Raw genomic sequence first — 21896 nt, forward strand, 5'->3', positions numbered from 1 at the left:
TTTAAATATTATTTATTAAAAATATTTATACTATTAAAAAGTAAATGAATTAATAAATTTACTAAAATTAATATAATAAAAATTATTAATACAGTATAATATTTCATTATATATATTTTATATTGTCATATTTAAATATTTATGTATTTCTTAAAATATTAATAAATTGTTAATTTATAAATAAGAAAAGTTAGTTATATATAAAAATATTTTCTTTATTTTTTTTAATATAAATATTCGATATGATCGTATTTCAATATTTTTATCGTATATAAAAGAATTTTCAAAAAATTCTTCTATAGGTTGACATAATTTTTGAATATTTTTTAATAAAAGTAAATAATTTATTTGCTCTTTTGTATTAAATTTTTTTTGAATAAAATTAATTGATTGAATAAGTTTGTTTTCGTATTGTGTAAAATTTTTTATACATTTTAAGGTTAATGGATTAACTTTAATTATTTTCATTGTATCTATTTTTTTATAGAGAATATTATTAATTCTTTTATATATTTTTAAAATATTTTCCATATTATTGTTTTTTTTAAATTTTGTTAATGCTTTTATACGTACATCTATTTCAACAAGATTTACTAATTTTAAAGATAAAACAGAAAGGATAATATTTTTATTGTGTTTTTTTATATATAAAGACATATATTTAGAAAATATAAATTGTAAAATTGATTTTTGTATTATTTTTTTTTGTTTTATATTTTTGTATAAATTAATTGATTTTTTAATTAATTTTTTTAAATTAATATTTATTTTTTTTTTAATTATTATTCTTATAATTCCTATTGCTGCTCTACGCAATGCAAATGGATCTTTATTATTTTTAGGATATTTTCCAATACTAAAAATTCCAGTTATACTGTCAATTTTATCTGCAATACTTATTGCGCATGATATTTTTTTAGTAGGTAAACTTGACTGAGAAAACGTAGGTAAATAATGTTCTTTAATTGGTATGGCTACATCTTTTTTTTCTTTATCTTGTAAAGCATAATGCATACCAATAATACCTTGAAGAGCTGTGCATTCTGTTATTATATGTGTTGTTAGGTCACACTTAGATAAAATGGCAGATTTTTTTGTTAAATTTAAATTAGAATTTATGATTTTTGCAATATATTTACTTAATTTTTTTATTCTTAATGTTTTATCATACATAGATCCAAGTTTTTTTTGAAAGGAAATATTTTTTAGCAAAATTAATCTTTCAGAGAATTTTATGTTTTGATCTTTTTTTATAAAAAAATCAATATTACTTAGTTTAGAGTATAAAACTTGTTCATTTTCTTTAATTATCTTTTTTGAGTTTATTGTTTTGATATTACTTATAAAAATAAAATAATTAGTAATTTTTCTTGTTTTAATATTATATAAAGGAAAATATTTTTGATTACATTCCATAGTATAGACTAGTATTTCTATAGGAATTTTTAAATATTTTTTTTTAAATTGACCTATATGAGCTATTGGCCATTCTGTAGATATGGCTATTTCTTCTAATAACTTATTATTAATAGTAACTAATTTATTGATTTTTTTAGATAAATTTATTATTTGATCAAATATTTTTTTTTTTCTTTCTTCATAACTAATGAGTATATATTTTTTTTCAAATAATTCAGTAGTATATTGATTTGCATTGCTAAATATTATTTCTTTTGGAGACATTAGAAAATGTCCATAGGAAATGTTTTTAGAATTAATACCTGGTATATTCAATTGAATAATTTTATCATCTAATAAAACCATTATATTATGTATTGGTCTTGAAAATTTAATGGAATTTTCTTTCCATAGCATAGATTTTTTTAATGGTATTTTTTTTATAGTATTAGGTATAATTTTTTTTAATATTTTTTTTAAAGATAGAGGTTTACTTGTGCTAGTATAAGAAAGATATTTATTTTTGTTAATATAGATTTTTTTAGTATTTTTAATAGAAATTTTATTTAGATCTAACCATTTTTTAGCTATTTTTGTTATTTTATTATTTTCATCAAAAGATTTATTTATTAGAGGTCCTATTTTTCTAATATATTTTAATTTGTTAATATAAGATAAAGAAAAAATTTTTAAAGCTATTTTTTTAGAAGTATAGAATAAAATAATTGATTTATATTTTATTTTATTTTTATTTAGTTCTTTTTTAAAAGAACTATGAAAATATTCTGCTATATTTTTAAGTTCTTTGCTAGGTAAATCTTCTGTTTGTATTTCTATTAATAATATTTTTTGATTCATAATTTATCCTTTATTATAAATACATATATATTGTATAGCAATTTTTTTGATTTTTTTTCTTATTTTTAAAATATAGTCTGTTCGGTCAGTAGTAGATAATATCTTTTTACAATCTAATAAATTAAAGTAATGAATAGCATATAACATTTGTTCATATGCAGGAATAGGTAATGGATTAGGTAATTTAATTAATCTATCCGCCTCTTGAATATGTAATTTAAATAATTTTAATAAATGATTTGTATTAGAAAATTCAAAGTTATAAGAAGAATTTTCCTGTTCATTGTGTAAAAATATATCAGAATATTTTGTTTTTTTTTCTGAATTACTATCCCACAATATGTCATATATATTATTTATATTTTGTATATGCATAGCAATTCTTTCTAATCCATATGTTATTTCGATTGTAGGTTGATTACAATTAATTCCTCCCATTTGTTGAAAATATGTAATCTGTGTGATTTCCATTCCGTTTAACCATATTTCCCATCCTAGACCAGACGCCCCTAATGTAGGATTTTCCCAATTATCTTCTATAAACCTAATATCATTATTATTAATATCAATTCCAGTATTTTTTAAAGAAAGTAAATATAATTTTTGTATATTTTCAGGAAATGGTTTCATAATAACCTGAAATTGATAATAATGTTGTAGTCTATTAGGGCTAGTTGTATATCTTCCATCAGAGGGTCTTCTTGATGGTTGTATATAAGCAATTGATATAGGTTCCTTTTTAAGAACATTAAAAAAGGTATGATGATGAAATGTTCCTGCTCCAACAGATATATCTAGTGGTTGTAAAATTGTACATTTATTTTGATGCCAGAATTTTTTTAACATATAAATCATTTTATAAAATGTATATTCTATTTTTGACATTATTTTTCTTTTTTTAGAAATACTCTTAAAAATTTTTAATATATTTATATAAATTAAAATTTATTAAAGTATTTATATTAATTTTGATAAAATTATTTATTTTTAAATAATTTTATTTGTTTTTTGAATTTTAAAATATTTATTTTAAAAAAATTATATTAATATAAATTAATAGTATATTTATATTAAACTTATATTATTTTTTTTATCTATTCTAATGATTATTATAATCAAAGTAGTATATGTATACTATATTTATTTTTAATAATTATAATATATGTTTTTAAAAGGATTAATTAATTGTGATAAAATATATAGGGGCACATGTTAGTGTGGCTGGAGGATTAGAAAAATCTGTTTTAAGGGCTTTTAAATTAGAAGCAACAGCTTTTTCATTTTTTATTAATAATCCATTAAGATGGAATAAAAAACCTTTAGAAAAAGATACAGTATTTAATTTTCGTAAAGCTTGTAAAAAATATCATTATTCTTCTTCACAAATTTTACCTCATAGTAGTTATTTGATTAATTTAGGTCATCCAAATAAAGAAATGAAGAAAAGATCGTGTCAGTCTTTTATTCAAGAGATTAATTCTTGTTATAAATTAGGTTTAACTATGATAAATGTACACCCTGGTAATCATTTATATAAAATTAATGAAAAACAATGTTTAGAAAACATTTCTAATTCTATAAACTTCATTTTAAGTAAAACTAAAAAGATAATTATTGTTTTAGAGAATACAGCAGGTCAAGGAAGTAGTGTTGGATATTGTTTTGAGCATTTAGCATCTATTATTGATAAAATTGAAGATAAATCTAGAATTGGTGTATGTTTGGATACTTGCCATTTATTTGCTTCAGGATATCAACTTAACAACATTGATTATTTTTTGTATACATTTAATAAATTTAATAATTTAATAGGATTTAAATATTTATTAGGTATTCATATAAATGATTCTAAAGGAAAGTTTAATAGTCGATTAGATCGACATCATAATTTAGGTTTTGGTAAAATAAAAAAGAATGTTTTTTCTCGTATTATACAAGCAACTGAATTTCAAAAAATTCCTATTATTCTAGAAACAAAAAATAGTGATATAAGAAAAGATGAAATTTTTTGGTTAAAGAAAACATCATTATTACATAAAAATAGTATTTTTAGTGTATAAAATATTTTTTTATCTAATATTATATATAATTTAATTAATGAAATTAATTTTATATATCTATAATTTTTATAGAATTATATTATATTTAATATTTATTTGAATTTTTAAAAAAAATTTTAATATTTCATAAGGTTGTATAAATATGATAAAATTTAATGCCGTTTATCGTAATAAATTTGGTACAAATAATAGTCGTTATATACGAAGAATTAATCATCAAATTCCAAGTATAATATATGGTAAACAGTTTTTAGAAAAGGAATTATTAATTTTAATAGAACATGATATAATTTTTAATTTACAAAAAAATGATATTTTTTATTCAAGTGAATTATTAATTTCTTTGGAAAATAAAAAATTTTTTGTTATTGTACAAGATATTCAGCGTCATGTATATAAACCAATATTATTACATATAGATTTTTTATGTATTAAATAATTGCATATATAAATAATTTTTAATATTTTTTTATATAAAATATATTTGACAAATAAAAAAATATTTATTTTAAATAATTTTTTTGTATTTTCTTTATATTTATTAAATATTTTTATCGGCACACATTTTTTATAAATTTAATTTTAATTATTATTTTTATAAAAATTTTTCGTGCCGTTTATTTAGAATAATAAACATTATTTATATATAATAAAAAAATATTATTTTATTTTTTTAAGGTCTTTATAAATAAAAGTATTTGATTTATTAACTTTTTAATAAATATTAGAAAGAAATATTTTACAATTTATTATTTTTATATTATTTTATAAAATTTTTTAAAAAACTTTTTAGGAAAAAAAATGAATGATTTAATATATAAAAAACATATTTCAATTAAAAAGTTCGGGCAAAATTTTTTAATAAATAAAAAAATTATTAACAAAATTATAGAAAAAATAAATTTCATTAAAAATGATAATGTTATTGAAATTGGACCAGGTTTTGGTGCATTGACATTCCCTATCTGTAGTTTTATAAAAAAAATGACAGTTTTAGAGATAGATGAAAATATTGTTTTTTTTTTATTACAAAGTATATATTTTAAAAAAATAAAAGTTATTTTAACTGATGTTATGAAATTTAATTTTATATATTTTTTTTCTGATAAAAAAAATATTTTATATCGTTTTATAGGTAATTTACCATATAATATTTCTTCATGTTTTTTTTTAAGTACTATTAGATATATTCAAAATATTTATGATATGCATTTTATGTTTCAAAAAGAAGTAGCTAATAGATTATTAGCATCTCCGGGAAATAAGGAATATGGTAGATTAAGTGTAATTGCTCAACATTTTTATTACATTAAATCAATTATAAATGTTAATAAATGTAATTTTTTTCCTATACCAAAAGTAGATTCTGTTTTTTTACAATTTATTCCTCGAGAAATATACCCTCAATCTAAAATAGAAAAATATTTTTTTGCTTTAGAATTAATTACTCGTAATGCTTTTCAGCATAGGCGTAAGTTTTTAAATAAAAATTTATCTAAATTATTTTCTAAAAATCAATTATTTTCTTTAGGTATTAATCCTTATGTTCGAGCAGAAAATATTAGAGTATCTCAATATTTTTTATTAGCTAAAGAATTTTTGAAAATACAAAATTAATATAATAACAATATTATTTATTATTTTTAATTAAAAATACATTTTATTTGAATTAAGCTTAAAATATATTTAATAATTGATATATAAATTTTATTTTTCATTTTTTTTAACGTCCTTGTTAATATTAAAATATTAATTATTTATATAATTTTATTTTTATAAATTTTTTAGTTTTTGTAAACATAATATCGGATATTTCCCAATATGTTGAAATGTAGAAATAGTAGCAAAAGCTCCATTTAAAGTAGAATCATAGTGTATTTTATATTTTAGCGCGTTTTGTCGAATTTCACGAGTTTCTTTATTTATTTTATTATCTATTGATGTATTTATTATATAAATATATTTTTTATTTTTAATAAAGTCTTGTATATTAGGTCTTCCTTCGTGTTTTTTATTAACTAATTTAGCATTAATTCCTATAGATTTTAATTTTAAATATGTTCCTAAGGTTGCTTCAATATTGAAATTTAACTTTTCTAATTGTATAGCAATGTTATTTATTGAATTTTTATCTGAATCCTTTACTGATAATAATATCGTTCCTGTTTTTTTAATTTTAATAGATATTCCTAACATAGCTTTATAAAAAGCTAATGAAAATGTTTTACCTATTCCCATTACTTCTCCTGTAGATCTCATTTCAGGACCTAAAAAAGGATTTGCTTCCGGGAATTTATTAAATGGTAAAACTGCTTCTTTAACAGAATAATATTTTGGTTTTATTGTATTTATATATTTTTGTTCTAATAAATTTTTTTGACAAATTACACGCATAGCTATTTTAGCTAATGGAATTCCAATAGCTTTAGAAACAAAAGGAATAGTTCTAGATGCTCTTGGATTTACTTCTAAAACAAATATTTCATTATTTTTAATAGCAAATTGAATATTAATTAAACCTAGTACATGTAATTTAATGGCTAGAATTTTTGTTTGTTTTTTGATTTTTTTTTCTATATTAGAATTTATTGTGTAAACTGGTAATGCGCAAGCAGAGTCTCCTGAATGTATTCCGGCTTGTTCAATATGTTCCATAACTCCACCTATAAAAACTCTTTTTTTATCACATATAGCATCTACATCTACTTCAATAGCATTATCTAAATATTGATCTAATAAAACTGTTTGATTTATTGATTTTTTTTCACGATTTTTGAAATATTGTATTAAATTTTTATCGTTATAAATTATTTCCATTTCTCGGCCACCTAAAACATATGAAGGGCGAATAATAACTGGATATCCAATAAAATTAGATTTTTTTAATGCTTCAGTTATATTATTTGCAGTATCATTTTTAGGTTGTTTTAATTTTAATTTTTGAACTATTTTTTGAAATTTTTTTCTATTTTCAGATATATCAATATATTTAGGTTGAGTTCCTAATATATTAATTCCTTCTTTTTTAAAATATTTAGCTAATTTTAATGGTGTTTGACCTCCATATTGAATAACAATTCCCATTGGTTTTTCTATTCTTACAATTTCTAATATTTCTTCTAATGCAATTGGTTCAAAATACAATCTATGGGAGATATCATAATCTGTAGATACAGTTTCAGGATTGCAGTTAATCATAATTGTTTCATATTTATCTAAATTTAATATTTGAGCTGCATGTACACAACAATAATCAAATTCTATTCCTTGCCCAATTCTATTAGGACCACTGCCAAGTATAATGATTTTCTTTTTATTTTTTGTTGGTAATGATTCACATTCATCTTCCCAAGTAGAATACATATAAGCTGTTTCTGTAGAAAATTCTGCTGAACATGTATCTATACGTTTATATACTGGATGTAATTTTAATTCATATCTTTTTTTACGTATTTCATCTTCTTTTACATTTATTAATTGAGAAATTCTTAAATCTGAAAATCCTTTAGATTTTAAATATTTTAACTTTTTGTAATTTAAATTAGATATTTTTTTTAATTTTATTTGCTCTTCAATTATTATCAAATTCTGTATTTGTTTTAAAAACCATTTATCTATATTTGTAAGTTTATTTACTATTTCTATAGTCCAATTTAATCTAAAAGCTTCTCCAATATACCATAATCTATCTGAACCAGCTTCTTTTAATTCATACTCTATTTTTTTTTTACTTAATAAACAATTTTTTATATTATTTTTATTAAAATTAATATCAAATCCAGTGGATCCAATTTCTAAACTTCTAATTGCTTTTTGTAATGATTCCTGGAAAGTTCGACCTATAGCCATAACCTCTCCAATAGATTTCATTTGTGTAGTTAATCTATCGTTACATCCATGAAATTTCTTGAAATCAAATCTAGGTATTTTAGTGACAATATAGTCAATCGAAGGTTCAAAAGCTGCTGGTGTATTTTTTCCGGTAATATTATTATTAAGTTCATCCAGAGTATAACCTATTGATAGTTTTGTGGAAATTCGAGCAATTGGAAATCCAGTAGCTTTAGAAGCTAATGCAGATGATCTAGATACTCTAGGATTCATTTCAATTACTACCATTTTTCCGTTTTTTGGATTTATTGCAAATTGTACATTTGCTCCTCCATTATTTACTCCTATTTCTTTGAGAATATTAATTGCAGCATTACGCATATTTTGATATTCTTTATCATTTAATGTTTGAGCTGGAGCAACAGTAATAGAATCTCCTGTATGTATACCCATTGGATCTATATTTTCAATAGTACATACTACTATAAAATTTTTAGATTTGTCTTGTATAACTTCTAATTCGTATTCTTTCCATCCAATTAATGATTCATCAATTAATAATTCAGATATTGGTGATAATTCTAAACCATGTATACAAATATTCTGAAACTCTTCATAGTTATATGCAATACCTCCTCCACTACCACCCATCGTGAAAGAAGGTCGAACAATACATGGAAATCCAATAAAATTAATAACTGAGTTTGCTTCTTTTATACTATGAGCAATACCACATCTTGCTGTTTTTAATTTGATTTTTTTCATAGATTTTTCAAATAAAAATCTATTTTCTGCTTTTTGAATAGATTTAATAGTAACTCCTATTAATTCTACCTGATATTTTTTTAAAATACCTTTTTGATGTAGTTGTAGCGCACAATTTAAAGCAGTTTGTCCACCCATAGTCGGTAAAATAGCATCAGGTTTTTCTTTTTTTATGATTTTTTTTATAATATTTACATTGATAGGTTCAATATAGGTAATATCAGCTATTTTTGGATCGGTCATAATAGTAGCTGGATTAGAGTTTATTAAAATTACTTTATATCCCTCTTCTTTTAATGCTGTACAAGCCTGTACACCTGAATAATCAAATTCACATGCTTGACCGATGATAATTGGTCCAGATCCTATAATTAATATAGAGTTTATGTCATTTCTTTTTGGCATATAAATTTTCCTTGTTTATCATATTTTTGATAAAATTATCAAATAGTTTTTGAATATCATGAGTACCTGGGTTAGATTCGGGATGACCTTGAAAACTAAAGGATGGATGATGTTTTAATTTAATTCCTTGAATAGTTTTATCAAATAAAGATATATGTGTAACTAACATACTTTCTTGTATTGTTTTAGGGTCAACAACAAAATTATGATTTTGAGTTGTAATAAATACACGTTTTGTTTGTACATTTTGTACTGGATGATTAGATCCGTGATGTCCGAATTTCATTTTGATAATTTTTGATCCTAAAGACAGCGCTAAGATTTGATGACCCAGACAAATTCCAAAAATAGGAATAGAAAAATTTAATAATTTTTTTATATTTTTTATAGTAATACGATATGATCGCGGATCACCCGGACCATTTGATAATAAAATTCCGGAAGGTTTAAGTGATAGAACAGTATTTACTGATGTATTAAAAGGTATTAATGTAATTTTGCATCCTTTCTTCTCTAAAATATTAAGTATACTTTTTTTTACACCTAAGTCGAATACAACTACATGAAATATTTTTTTTATATATTTATTTTTTGAATTTTCAGTATTCCATTTTTGAATATTTTTTGTTCCTATTGAAGTAATGGAATTATTTTTTTTTATTTTTTTATGTATTTTAATTTTTTTTAAAGCATTTTTTACATCCATGTATTTTTCAGATTGAATACATCCATATTGTGATCCATATTTTCTTAAAATATGTGTTATTTTTCTTGTATCTACATTTGATATTGCAACAATATTTTTATTTTTTATGTACTGTGATAAACTTTTTGTACTATAAAAATTACTATTTTCAGGTGAAATAGATCGAATAATAATTCCGTTAGCATAAATTTTATCAGATTCTTCATCCATTTTATTTGTTCCAACATTACCAATATGTGGACAAGTAAACAAAATTATTTGTTCTGAATAAGAAGGATCAGTTAAAATTTCTTGGTATCCTGTCATAGCTGTATTGAATACTATTTCTCCAATTGTTTCACCTTCTATACCTTCTGTAATACCTTGAAAAATAGTTCCATCTTCTAATATTAAATGTGCTAATTTTTTCAAAATATTTTCCTTATATACAAGTTATTGTATTTAAAATAATATTTTATTAATTTTTAATAAATTTAATTATATTTTGTTTTTTTTATAAATAGATTTTCTTTTTAAGAAATCAGACATTTTAAATAAACCATTTTTTTTCTCATTTATCCATATAGCAGCTTCAATTGCTCCTTTAGCGAATATAGAACGATGAGTAGCTTTATGATTAATTGAAATTTTTTCATATTTATTAGAAAATAAAACTGTATGTTCACCAATAGTATTTCCTTCGCGTATGGTTGAAAAACCAATTTTATTTTTTTTTCTTATCCCGATATTCCCATATCGAGAAAATATAGCTGATTTGTCGAAATCCCAATTCATTGATTTAGATATTATTTTACCTAATTGTAATGCAGTTCCTGAAGGAGCATCTATTTTATTTCTATGATGGGATTCAATAATTTCAATATCAGAATTATTACCTAAAATTGATGAAATATATTTTATTATTTTATGCATAATATTTACACCTATACTAAAATTAGGTGAATATAATATTGGGATTTTTTTAGAAGCTTTTTTTATTTTATTAATTTGAATTTTATTAAAACCGGTTGTTCCGATAATTATTTTTTTTTTATTTTTTACACAATATTCTATCATTTTTAATGTAGCTTTTGGTGTACTAAAATCAATTAGTAGATCAAATATTGTTTTCTTCTTTTCTGTAATTAAATCTTCTAAGGTAGTAAATAATTTTTTTTCATTTAAATAATTACCTTGATTCTTTTCTTGAATAAAAATTTTTTCATTATTTTGAATTAATAAATGAGTTAATTTAATATTTTTTTTTTTTTTAATTTCTTTTGTTAGAATTTTTCCCATTCTACCTAATGCTCCGGATATTGCTATATTAATTATTTTTTTTTTCATTTTTTGGATCCTAGTAAATATATTTTTTAATGGAATAAATAATATAAAAATTAAATATAAATAAAAATTTGATTTAAAAAAATATTTTTATAAATATAAATTTTTATTCTTATATACTGATTATATAAATATTTTTTTAATGTATATAATAATTTTTTATTTTATGATTTTAAAATTATTATAATAAAAAGTATTATATTTTTATAAATTTTATACTAATAATTATTAATAGATATGTATATATTCTAAAATATACTTTTATATAAATTATTTATTATATAAAAAATATTAATGAAATATATATTTGTTTTTTTTTATAAAAAAATATGTTTTTTTGTTTTTTGATTTATATTTGAAATACATCTATAGCAAACTTGCATATTATTATTAATTAATGTATTTTTTTTTGAATAATTCCAACATCTTGGACATTTTATTTTATTACTTTTTTTTATAATAATTTTTAAATTTTTAATATCTTGGCTATGGTAAGCGAATTTTGGAGCAGAAGAATATCTATGTAATCGAGTTTCAGAAACTAAAAAAATGAATTTTAATTCAGTATTTAAGGACAATAATAATCTAAATAATTTTTTATCTACATACAATAATAATTGTATTTCTAATGAACTATTTATATATTTATTTTTTTTTTCTTTTTCAATAAATTTATTTACTTCATTTTTAATAGTAAATATTTTTTTCCAAAATATTGAATTATAAGTAATATTTTCTGGAAGAGGTTTTATTTTTTTAAACCATGTATTTTTAAAAATTGATGATTCTTTTTTATCTTTTAATTGATTCCATGCTTCTTCTGCAGTAAATGATAATATAGGAGATATCCATCGTATAAGAGATTGTAATATATAGAATATTGTTGTTTGACTGCTTCTTCTTTCTATACTATTTCTATGCATAGTGTATTGTCTATCTTTAATAAGTTCTAAATAGCAGGATCCCAGTTCTGTAGAACAAAAATTAATAATTATTTGTACAACTTTATGAAAATTATAATTAGAATAATTTTTTATGATTTTTTTTTGATATTTATATGTTATTTCTAATATCCATCGATCTAATAGTAACATTTTTTTATTTTTTATAATGTGTATTTTACTTTCAAAATCAAAAATATTAGAAAATAAAAATCGTATTGTATTTCTAATTCTTCTATAATGACTTGATATTTGTTCTAATATTTTATTGGAAATGGATATATCATTTGTATAATTTGTATATGCTACCCATAATCTTAATATATCTGCTCCCCATTTTTGAATAATATCTTTTGGTTTTATATTCTTTTCTAAAGATTTTGACATTTTTTGTCCATATTTATTTATGACAAAACCGTGAGTAATAACTGACAGGTAAGGAGCATATTTTTTTGTGATTACTGATGTAATTAATGACGACATAAACCAACCTCGATGTTGATCTGATCCTTCTAAATATAAATCAGCTATATAATTAAATCTATTAATTAAATTATATTTATATATTTTGAGTTGATGATTAGATCCTGACTCAAACCATACATCAAGAACATCATTAACTTTTTCATACATATCCGCATCTTTTTTTAACCATTTTTTCTTTTTTGTTTTCCACCATATCTGAGAACCATATTTTTTAATCTTTTTTTCTACTTTTTTCATTATTAAAATAGTATTTGGATGTAATTTACCTGTATTTTTATGTATAAAAAATGGAATAGGAATACCCCAGGTTCTTTGTCTCGAAATACACCAATCAGGTCTATTTATTAACATTTTTTTCATTTTGTTTCCTCCCCACAAAGGTATCCATGAAACTTTTTTGATTTCTTTTAATATTTTATTTTTTAATGATTCATCAGATATTTTAATAAACCATTGTGGTGTTGTTCTAAAAATAACTGGTTTATTATGACGCCAGCAATGAGGATAACTATGGTTAATTATTTCAGAAAAAAATATTTTTTTATTATTTTGCAATAATTGAATAATTATATTTTCTTTATTAAAAATATGAATATTATTAAGTTTTTTAAAAGTAGGAATATTATAAAAACCGTATGAATTCACTATTTGTAATGGTTTAATTTTATATTTTTTACAGGCTATAAAATCTTCATAACCATGATCTGGTGACATATGTACAGCTCCTGTACCCAATATATCAGATACATGTGTAGATAAAATAATAGGAACATAGATATTAAAAAATGGATGTAAACATTCTAAATTTTCTAATTTTTTTCCTTTTATAAGTCCAATAATTTTCCATTTTTTTATTTTAATTTTATTTATTATGTTTTTTGTTAGTTTTTCTTCACAAATATAATATCTTTTTTTTATTTGTATTATTTGATAATATAAATTTGGATTTACAGCAATTGCTTGGCAGGTAGGTAAGGTCCAGGGAGTAGTAGTAAAAATAATAACTGATATTTTAAAAAGAAATTTTTTTTCTTTTTGTATTTTTTTTTTAAAAAATTTTTTAAATAAATTATAATTTTTTATTTTAAATAAAATATAGATAGATATTGAATTTTTTATTTTATGTTCTATTTCTGCTTCAGCTAAAGATGATTGGCATTTGAAACACCAGTGAATAGGTTTAAGATCTCGATATACATATCCTTTTTTTACAATTTTAGTCAATACATTTATTGTGTTAGCTTGATTTTTATAGTCTATAGTAAGACTTGCATTTTTCCAATCAGCTAGTATCCCAAGTCTGATAAAATCTTTTTTTTGTTGTTGAACTTGCTGTAATACATATTTATGGCATAATTCTCTAAATTTTTCTACATTAGTAGTAGTTATTTTTTCAGCAAATATTTTTTCTACTTTTTGCTCAATAGGTAATCCATGACAGTCCCAACATGGTGTATAAGGAGCAAAAAATCCTGACATACGTTTGAATTTTAAAATTATATCTTTTAATATTTTATTAACTGCATGACCAATATGAATATCTCCATTAGCGTATGGTGGTCCATCATGTAAAAAAAAATATTTATTTTTTTTATTTTTTATAGATAAGTTTTTATATAGTTTATCTTTTTTCCATTTTTTTAATATTTCAATTTCTTTAATAGCTAAATTAGCTTTCATGGGAAATGTTGTTTTTGGTAAGTTTAAAGATTTTTTAATGTTTTTCATGTATTACTCTTAGTAAAATTTTATGTATATTTATAAAAAACGGAAAGATATATAATTAATTATTAATTAGTGCTTCTATATTATAGATAAAATTTTTATAAAAATTAGTATGTATTGAAATTTTAGTTAGTAAATAGTTATTAAATTATTTAATAATTTTAAATTTAAATAATTTATTAAATAAATAAATTATTTTTATATTATTTACTCTAAAAATATAATATATAGTATATTTTTTCTTTAATTATTGATACTATTATCTATAGTATATAGTGTTTAATATTAACATGAATAATTTAATTTTTTATAAAAAAAATATTTTTTATAAGATATTTTAAATAAATTAAAAAAATAATTTTTTTTATTTTTAATTTGGGAGTTATAATTATTTTGGCAAATATAAAATCATCTAAAAAACACTCAATTATATCTGAAAAACGTAGAAAATTGAATATTAGTAAACGTTCTACTATCAAAACGTTTATTAAAAAAGTATATTTTTTTATTAAAATGAAAGATAAAAATAAAGCTTATCAAGCTTTTTATATTTTTCAATCTTTTATTGATAGATATTGTTCAAAAGGTATTTTGCATATTAATAAAGCATCTAGATATAAATCAGTATTAATAAAAAATATTAAATGTATGTAATTTTTTATATTGTAAATTTGTTTACTTTAATAAGTATTGCTTCTATTTTATTTATAGACAGCAATACCCTCTTATTTTTATATTTATTGTGTCAGGTTGTCAAAAAATCTTTTTACACTATCAAAAAATCTTTTTGATTGAGGACTATGATTTTTTCCTTTAAAATCACCAAAACTTTTTCCTAGTTGTGTTAATAGATTTTTTTGAAATGAATTTAAATTTACAGGTGTTTCTACTTTTATTTTACAAAATAAATCTCCAGGATATCCTTTTCTAACTGATTTTATCCCTTTTCCTCGAATTCTAAATAATTTACCTGATTGTGTCTCAGAGGGTATTTTTAGATTTACTCTTCCTTTTAAAGTCGGTATTTCAATCTCCCCTCCTAAAGCTGCGATGACAAAATTTATAGGTATTTCACAGTATAAGTTATTTTCTTCTCTATTAAAAATAGGATGTTTTTTTACTGTAATTTGTATATATAAATCTCCAGATTTTGCTCCATTTTTTCCTGCTTCTCCTTCATTATTTAAACGAATACGGTCATTAGTATCAACACCTGATGGAATTTTAATAGATAAACTTTTAGATTTTTTTATTCTTCCTTGTCCATAACATATTTTACATGGATTTTTTATAATAGTTCCTTCTCCATTACAATTCGGACATGTTTGTTGTACACTGAAAAATCCTTTTCGCATTTGTATTTGACCGTGTCCATTACAATGAGTACAAGTATTTGGTTTAGAACCATAAGCAGAACCTGTTCCATAACATGATTTACATTCTTCTAATGTTGGAATTTTTATTTTTTTTGTGACTCCTTGAACCGCTTCTTCTAGAGAAAGATTAATATTATATTGTAAATCTGATCCTTTTTCTTGTGTATTTTTTCGTTGATTTCCAAAAATATCACCGAAAACATCACCAAATATATCATTTAAATCGGATGTAGAACTAGTAAAACTACTGTGAAAATTCTCTGAATTATTATTTTGTTCAAATGCTGCATGTCCATATTGATCATATGCACTTCTTTTCTTTGAATCACTTAAAATTTCATAAGCTTTTTTAATTTCCTTAAATTTTTCTTCTGCAAGTTTATTATCCGGATTTCTATCTGGATGGTATTTTATAGCAAGTCTTTTATAAGCTCTTTTTATATCTCTTTCATTGGCTGTATTAGAAATATTCAAAATTTTATAATAATCTTGTTGTGTCATAATATTTTTTATCCTGAATTGATATATAAAAATGGGTGTAGATTTAATTTCTACACCCTTTTATCTAGAAAACAGATTAAATACTTAAAATTATTTTTTTAATAAATAAATAGTTTTATTTTTTATTTTTTTCTTTAATTTCTTCAAATTCTGCATCTACTACATCATCATTATTTTTTTCTACATTTTCTTTTTTTTTGTGGTTTTTTTCTTCATTACTTTTTTTTAATAATTCTGTTAGTTTTAAATTAAACTGTAATACTTTTTGTATATTTTTTTCAATTTCTTCTTTATTTTCTCCCTTTAGGGATAAATCTAGTTCTTGTAGAGATTTTTCAATATCTGTTTTAGTATTTAGATCAATTTTTTCTTTACATTCTCTTATTTGTTTTTTTGTATTATGAGAAATTTGATCACCTTGATTTCGAACTTTTATTAATTCTTCAAATTGTAAATCTTTTTCAGAGTTTTCTTGTGCTTCTGAAATCATTTTTTTAATTTCATCATCATTTAATCCTGATGAAGATTGTATAGTAATTTTTTGTTCTTTCCCTGTTGTTTTATCTTTTGCTGAAACATGTAAAATACCATCTGCATCAATATCAAAAGTAACTTCTATTTGTGGAATACCTCTAGGCGCGGGTTGAATTCCATCTAAATTAAATTGTCCAAGTGATTTATTATCAGATGCTCTTTTTCTTTCTCCTTGTAATACATGTATAGTTACTGCAGATTGATTATCTTCTGCTGTAGAAAAAGTTTGACTATGTTTAGTTGGTATAGTAGTATTTTTATTGATTAAAGGAGTCATAACTCCACCCATTGTTTCAATTCCTAATGATAGAGGTGTTACATCTAATAGTAATACGTCTTTTACTGTTCCAGATAATACTCCTCCTTGAACAGCAGCTCCAATAGCTACAGCTTCATCAGGATTGACATCTTTTCTTGGTTTTTTTCCAAAAAAATCTGCTACTTTTTTTTGTACAAGAGGCATACGAGTTTGACCACCTACTAAAATAATATCATGAATATCTGATATTTTTAATTTAGCATCTTTTAATGCAACTTCTAGAGGTTTTATAGATCTAATAATTAAATCTTCAACTAAAGATTCTAATTTTGCTCGTGTTACTTTAATATTTAAATGTTTAGGTCCTGTAGAGTTTGCTGTAATATACGGTAAATTTACATCAGTTTGTTGAGCTGAAGACAACTCTATTTTTGCTTTTTCAGCAGCTTCTTTTAATCGTTGCATTGCTAAAGGATCATTTTTTAAATCAATACCTTGTTCTTTTTGAAATTCTGATACTAAAAAATGTATTAATCGATTATCGAAATCTTCTCCACCTAAATGTGTATCCCCGTTTGTTGATAATACTTCAAATGTTTTTTCTTTATCAACATCATCTATTTCAATAATAGAAATATCGAATGTTCCTCCACCTAAATCATAAACCGCTATTGTTCTATTTCCTTTCCCTTTATCTAGTCCATATGCTAAAGCAGCTGCAGTTGGTTCATTAATAATTCTTTTGACTTGTAACCCAGCTATTTTCCCGGCATCTTTTGTTGCTTGTCTTTGAGCGTCATTAAAATATGCCGGAACTGTAATAACAGCTTCTGTAACTTTTTCTCCTAAATAATCTTCAGCTGTTTTTTTCATTTTTTTAAGAATTTCTGCAGAAATTTGCGGTGGAGCAATATTTTCTTTTTTTATTTTTAACCAAGCATCTCCATTTTTTGATTGGACGATATCATAAGGCATAATTTTTATATCACGTTGTACTTCTTCATCTTGAAACTTTCTTCCCATAAGTCTTTTTATAGCAAAAAGTGTATTTTTTGGATTTGTTATGGATTGTCTTTTTGCTGGTTGGCCGACTAATATTTCGTTTTCTTTAGTATAAGCAATAACAGAGGGAGTTGTACGCTCTCCTTCCGAATTTTCTAATACTTTTGCTTTATTATTATCCATAATAGCTACACAAGAGTTAGTGGTTCCTAAATCTATTCCAATTATTCTTCCCATTATTATATTCCTTGAATATATTATTGTTGATAAATTTTATTTTTATTCTGAAATACTTTTTTAAATTAAATTAATAGTATTTTAAAAAGTATTAAAAATTTTATAAAATAGATAATATTAATTAAATGGGGTCAGTTTATTCAGCATCAAGGGTAAAAAAAAAATATAATTTTTTATTTTAAAAAAATATTAATTATTTATATATAAAATGTAATTGATTTTTTAATTATTACATTACTTAGAGTAAAATTATAACTTTTTTGTTTATAAAATGTTATAATTAATTATATTTACCTATATGAAATATTTATATATGATATTCTATTTCATTTATATAAAGTATTTTTATTAATTATAAATTATAATGTTAAATTAACTTTTTATGAGTTTTGAATATTTATGAAAATAAATTATCAATCTTTATGTTTTTTAGTTTTTATATTTTTTAGTTTTTTTGTATGTTTTTTTATGCTAATAGCAGGTTATATTCTTGGAGGTAGGTCATATTTTCAAAATATACCCCATCCATTTGAATCAGGTATTATTTCACTTGGTGATGCTAGATTAAAAATACCTATTAAATTTTCATTAATTGCTATTTTTTTTGTTATTTTTGATATAGAAGCATTATATTTATATATTTGGTCTATATGTGTACGAGAATCTGGTTGGATAGGTTTTATTGGTATTTGTTTTTTTATTTTTTCTTTATTATTAACATTATATTTTTTGTTTAAAAATAATATATTAGAATGGATAGTATCAAAATAATTGAATATATATATTTTTATCAATAAAATAATATATATAAAAATTTTTAAATTTTTTTTAAATTTTATTTTTAAAAAAATTTTTTAAATAAAATTTAGTAATATTTTTAATTATTTCAGGATATTAATAATGAAATATACTTTAACACGTGTAAATACAAATAATGACATTTTTGAAAAATATCCATTAAATATTACAGAATCAGTTTCTGATCCTATTGAAGCACAAGTAAAGCATAATATCTTTTTTGGAACACTTTCTAAATTTATTCATAAAATTGTAAATTGGGGTCGAAAAAATTCTTTATGGCCATATAATTTTGGTTTGTCATGTTGTTATGTAGAAATGGTAAGTTCATTTACTTCAGTTCACGATATTTCTCGTTTTGGTTCTGAAGTATTACGTGCATCTCCAAGACAAGCTGATTTTATGGTAATTGCTGGTACACCATTTATTAAGATGGCTCCTGTAATACAGAGATTGTATGATCAAATGTTAGAGCCTAAATGGGTTATTTCTATGGGTGCCTGCGCAAATTCTGGAGGAATGTATGATGTTTATTCTGTAGTACAGGGGGTAGATAAATTTCTTCCAGTAGATATTTATATACCTGGTTGTCCTCCTCGACCGGAAGCATACATACATGCGTTAACCTTATTACAAAAATCTATTTCTAAAGAACGTCGCCCATTATCTTGGGTAATTGGTGAACAGGGTATATATAAAGCAAAAATGTTATCTGAAAAGGAAAGAAAAAATAATAAACGAATATCTATTATTAACCTTAACTGTGAAGATAGTTTTTAATTATCAATAAAAATATATATATTTTTTATTTTCTATTAAAGTTTATATTTTATAAATAATTTTATTAGTATTTTTTATTAACTTATTGAGATCAAATTATGTCTGTTATTGATTTACAAAAAAATTTTTTTTTTAGACAGTAAAAATGAAGATTTTTATAAAAAATATCCAATTATTCTTTCTTTATTTAATTTGTTTGGAAAAAAAAATTTTTTTATACAAGATGCTTATGTAAAATGTCCAATTTTATGGATTAATCGTTCAATTTTAATAAAAGTAATTTATTTTTTAAAAAAAAATAATATATGTTCATATGAAATGTTATTTGATTTACACGGTATTGATGAACGTTTACGAAAAAATATTGAGTGTATTCCTTGTTCTGATTTCACAGTATTTTATCATTTTTTGTCAATTACTAATAATAGTGATCTTATTTTAAAAGTTGCTTTATCAAAAAAAAATTTGCAATTACCTACTATTACTTCAATTTTTTCAAATTCAAATTGGTATGAACGTGAAACTTGGGAAATGTTTGGTATAAGATTTATTGGTCACCCACATTTAACTCGACTTTTAATGCCTAAAAATTGGGTAGGATATCCCTTAAGAAAAGATTATCCATCACATGCAACAGAATTAGATAAATTTTTTTTTTCAAAACAAAGAGAAGATTCAGCAATGGAATCTTTACGTTTTTGTCCTGAATCATGGGGTTTAAAGCGTAATAGTAACAGTAAAATAGAATATATGTTTTTAAACTTTGGACCTAATCACCCTTCTTCTCACGGTGCTTTTCGTATAATATTACAATTATATGGAGAGAAAATAATAAATTGTGTTCCTGATATTGGTTTTCATCATCGAGGAGCTGAGAAAATAGCTGAAAGACAGTCTTGGCATAGTTTTATTCCTTATACAGATCGAATAGAATATTTAGGGGGGTGTGTTAATGAAATGCCTTATATATTAGCGGTAGAAACATTAGCTAATATACAAGTACCTGATAGAACGCAAGTTATTAGAATTTTATTATCAGAATTATTTAGAATTAATAGTCATTTATTATTTATTTCTACATTTATTCAGGATGTAGGTAGTATGAGTACAGTATTTTTAGCTTTTACTGATCGTCAAAAAATTTATGATTTAATTGAAAGTATTACAGGCGCACGTATGCATCCAGCTTGGTTTCGAATTGGCGGTCTTGCTAAAGATTTACCTTTAAATTGGAATCATTTATTGAAAGAATTTTTAGACTGGATGCCTAAAAGATTAGATTTTTATGTAAAAGTAGCATTGAAAAATAGAATTTTAATTTCTCGTTCTAAAGGTGTAGCATCTTATGGAAAAGAAGAAGCTTTATCTTGGGGGGTAACCGGAGCAGGTTTAAGAGCGACAGGTGTTGATTTTGATATTAGAAAAAAAAGGCCATATTCTGGTTATCAAAATTTTGACTTTGAGATTCCAATTGGGAATAAAACAAGCGATGCTTACACACGAGTTTTAATTAAGGTTGAAGAAATTAGACAAAGTTTAAAAATATTACAACAATGTTTATTAAATATGCCAAATGGTCCATTTAAATCTGATCACCCATTAACTACTCCTCCAAATAAAAATAAATCTTTATTAAATATTGAGAATTTAATTTCACATTTTTTACAAATGTCTTGGGGTCCTATTATTCCTTTTAATGAAAGTTTTCAAATGATTGAAGCAACAAAAGGAATAAATAGTTACTATTTGATTAGTGACGGGTTACCAACTAGTTATAGAACACGAATTCGTACTCCTAGTTTTGCTCACTTACAGCAAATTCCCTCAGTAATATGTGGACATTTAATATCTGATTTAATAGTTTATCTTGGTAGTATTGATTTCGTTATGTCTGATGTAGATCGATAAATA

15 protein-coding genes are annotated in these 21896 nt (G+C 22.2%); 7 read left to right on the forward strand and 8 right to left on the reverse strand.

The genetic code is table 11. The features are described from left to right. Window positions 1-174: 174 nt before the first annotated feature. Window positions 175-2256, reverse strand: a complete 2082-nt coding sequence (gene glyS, locus BUCICURV3402_RS00455) for a glycine--tRNA ligase subunit beta (protein ID WP_154029151.1) — start codon at window positions 2254-2256, stop codon at window positions 175-177. Window positions 2257-2259: 3 nt separating this feature from the next. Next, window positions 2260-3141, reverse strand: coding sequence for a glycine--tRNA ligase subunit alpha (locus BUCICURV3402_RS00460; RefSeq protein ID WP_154029152.1), 882 nt, complete (start codon window positions 3139-3141; stop codon window positions 2260-2262). Window positions 3142-3446: 305 nt separating this feature from the next. Here BUCICURV3402_RS00460 and nfo point away from each other — a divergent pair, with 305 nt between their 5' ends. The 3 genes from nfo to rsmA all read left to right on the forward strand — a co-directional run bounded on the left by nfo (window position 3447) and on the right by rsmA (window position 5933). Further along, a complete protein-coding gene (gene nfo, locus BUCICURV3402_RS00465) occupies window positions 3447-4316 on the forward strand; it encodes a deoxyribonuclease IV (protein ID WP_154029432.1) in 870 nt (289 codons plus the stop codon). A gap of 142 nt (window positions 4317-4458) precedes the next feature. Beyond that, window positions 4459-4755, forward strand: coding sequence for a 50S ribosomal protein L25 (gene rplY / locus BUCICURV3402_RS00470; protein WP_154029153.1), 297 nt, complete (start codon window positions 4459-4461; stop codon window positions 4753-4755). 362 nt (window positions 4756-5117) lie between these two features. Continuing rightward, complete coding sequence (gene rsmA / locus BUCICURV3402_RS00475; protein ID WP_154029154.1) at window positions 5118-5933, forward strand: 16S rRNA (adenine(1518)-N(6)/adenine(1519)-N(6))-dimethyltransferase RsmA; 816 nt, start codon at window positions 5118-5120, stop codon at window positions 5931-5933. Window positions 5934-6089: 156 nt separating this feature from the next. On the opposite strand, the gene carB is transcribed toward rsmA, so the two are convergent. The 4 genes from carB to ileS form a co-directional block, all read right to left on the reverse strand. Next, window positions 6090-9317, reverse strand: a complete 3228-nt coding sequence (carB, locus tag BUCICURV3402_RS00480; protein ID WP_154029155.1) for a carbamoyl-phosphate synthase large subunit — start codon at window positions 9315-9317, stop codon at window positions 6090-6092. Continuing rightward, window positions 9301-10434: a glutamine-hydrolyzing carbamoyl-phosphate synthase small subunit gene (carA, locus tag BUCICURV3402_RS00485; RefSeq protein ID WP_154029156.1), complete on the reverse strand. Its 1134-nt coding sequence runs from the start codon at window positions 10432-10434 to the stop codon at window positions 9301-9303. Before carA ends, carB begins: the two co-directional genes overlap by 17 nt. A 66-nt stretch (window positions 10435-10500) precedes the next feature. Next, complete coding sequence (dapB, locus tag BUCICURV3402_RS00490) at window positions 10501-11349, reverse strand: 4-hydroxy-tetrahydrodipicolinate reductase (RefSeq protein ID WP_154029157.1); 849 nt, start codon at window positions 11347-11349, stop codon at window positions 10501-10503. A gap of 314 nt (window positions 11350-11663) precedes the next feature. Then, window positions 11664-14501: an isoleucine--tRNA ligase gene (gene ileS / locus BUCICURV3402_RS00495; protein WP_154029158.1), complete on the reverse strand. Its 2838-nt coding sequence runs from the start codon at window positions 14499-14501 to the stop codon at window positions 11664-11666. 390 nt (window positions 14502-14891) lie between these two features. Here ileS and rpsT point away from each other — a divergent pair, with 390 nt between their 5' ends. After that, window positions 14892-15152, forward strand: a complete 261-nt coding sequence (rpsT, locus tag BUCICURV3402_RS00500; protein WP_154029159.1) for a 30S ribosomal protein S20 — start codon at window positions 14892-14894, stop codon at window positions 15150-15152. 83 nt (window positions 15153-15235) lie between these two features. Here the strand turns inward: rpsT and dnaJ are convergent, their stop codons facing one another. After that, window positions 15236-16375 carry a molecular chaperone DnaJ gene (gene dnaJ / locus BUCICURV3402_RS00505; protein ID WP_154029160.1) on the reverse strand — a complete coding sequence of 380 codons (1140 nt, stop codon included), beginning with the start codon at window positions 16373-16375 and terminating at the stop codon, window positions 15236-15238. 115 nt (window positions 16376-16490) lie between these two features. After that, window positions 16491-18407, reverse strand: coding sequence for a molecular chaperone DnaK (gene dnaK / locus BUCICURV3402_RS00510; RefSeq protein ID WP_154029161.1), 1917 nt, complete (start codon window positions 18405-18407; stop codon window positions 16491-16493). A gap of 399 nt (window positions 18408-18806) precedes the next feature. Here dnaK and ndhC point away from each other — a divergent pair, with 399 nt between their 5' ends. The 3 genes from ndhC to nuoC all read left to right on the forward strand — a co-directional run bounded on the left by ndhC (window position 18807) and on the right by nuoC (window position 21893). Then, on the forward strand, window positions 18807-19178 hold the full coding sequence (ndhC, locus tag BUCICURV3402_RS00515; RefSeq protein WP_154029162.1) for an NADH-quinone oxidoreductase subunit A: 372 nt from the start codon (window positions 18807-18809) through the stop codon (window positions 19176-19178). A 129-nt stretch (window positions 19179-19307) separates the two neighbouring features. Continuing rightward, a complete protein-coding gene (locus tag BUCICURV3402_RS00520; protein ID WP_154029163.1) occupies window positions 19308-19985 on the forward strand; it encodes a NuoB/complex I 20 kDa subunit family protein in 678 nt (225 codons plus the stop codon). Window positions 19986-20093: 108 nt separating this feature from the next. Further along, on the forward strand, window positions 20094-21893 hold the full coding sequence (nuoC, locus tag BUCICURV3402_RS00525) for an NADH-quinone oxidoreductase subunit C/D (RefSeq protein ID WP_172598544.1): 1800 nt from the start codon (window positions 20094-20096) through the stop codon (window positions 21891-21893). Window positions 21894-21896 lie beyond the last annotated feature (3 nt).

This window comes from Buchnera aphidicola (Cinara curvipes) (assembly GCF_900698915.1).
Lineage (GTDB): Bacteria > Pseudomonadota > Gammaproteobacteria > Enterobacterales > Enterobacteriaceae > Buchnera_F > Buchnera_F aphidicola_AY.

Coding starts and splice junctions, on each gene's coding strand:
- rsmA (WP_154029154.1), top strand. CDS start 5,118: ATGAATGATTTAATATATAAAAAACATATTTCAATTAAAAAGTTCGGG.
- dapB (WP_154029157.1), bottom strand. CDS start 11,349: ATGAAAAAAAAAATAATTAATATAGCAATATCCGGAGCATTAGGTAGA.
- rplY (WP_154029153.1), top strand. CDS start 4,459: ATGATAAAATTTAATGCCGTTTATCGTAATAAATTTGGTACAAATAAT.
- ndhC (WP_154029162.1), top strand. CDS start 18,807: ATGAAAATAAATTATCAATCTTTATGTTTTTTAGTTTTTATATTTTTT.
- BUCICURV3402_RS00460 (WP_154029152.1), bottom strand. CDS start 3,141: ATGTCAAAAATAGAATATACATTTTATAAAATGATTTATATGTTAAAA.
- glyS (WP_154029151.1), bottom strand. CDS start 2,256: ATGAATCAAAAAATATTATTAATAGAAATACAAACAGAAGATTTACCT.
- BUCICURV3402_RS00520 (WP_154029163.1), top strand. CDS start 19,308: ATGAAATATACTTTAACACGTGTAAATACAAATAATGACATTTTTGAA.
- dnaK (WP_154029161.1), bottom strand. CDS start 18,407: ATGGGAAGAATAATTGGAATAGATTTAGGAACCACTAACTCTTGTGTA.
- ileS (WP_154029158.1), bottom strand. CDS start 14,501: ATGAAAAACATTAAAAAATCTTTAAACTTACCAAAAACAACATTTCCC.
- carB (WP_154029155.1), bottom strand. CDS start 9,317: ATGCCAAAAAGAAATGACATAAACTCTATATTAATTATAGGATCTGGA.
- dnaJ (WP_154029160.1), bottom strand. CDS start 16,375: ATGACACAACAAGATTATTATAAAATTTTGAATATTTCTAATACAGCC.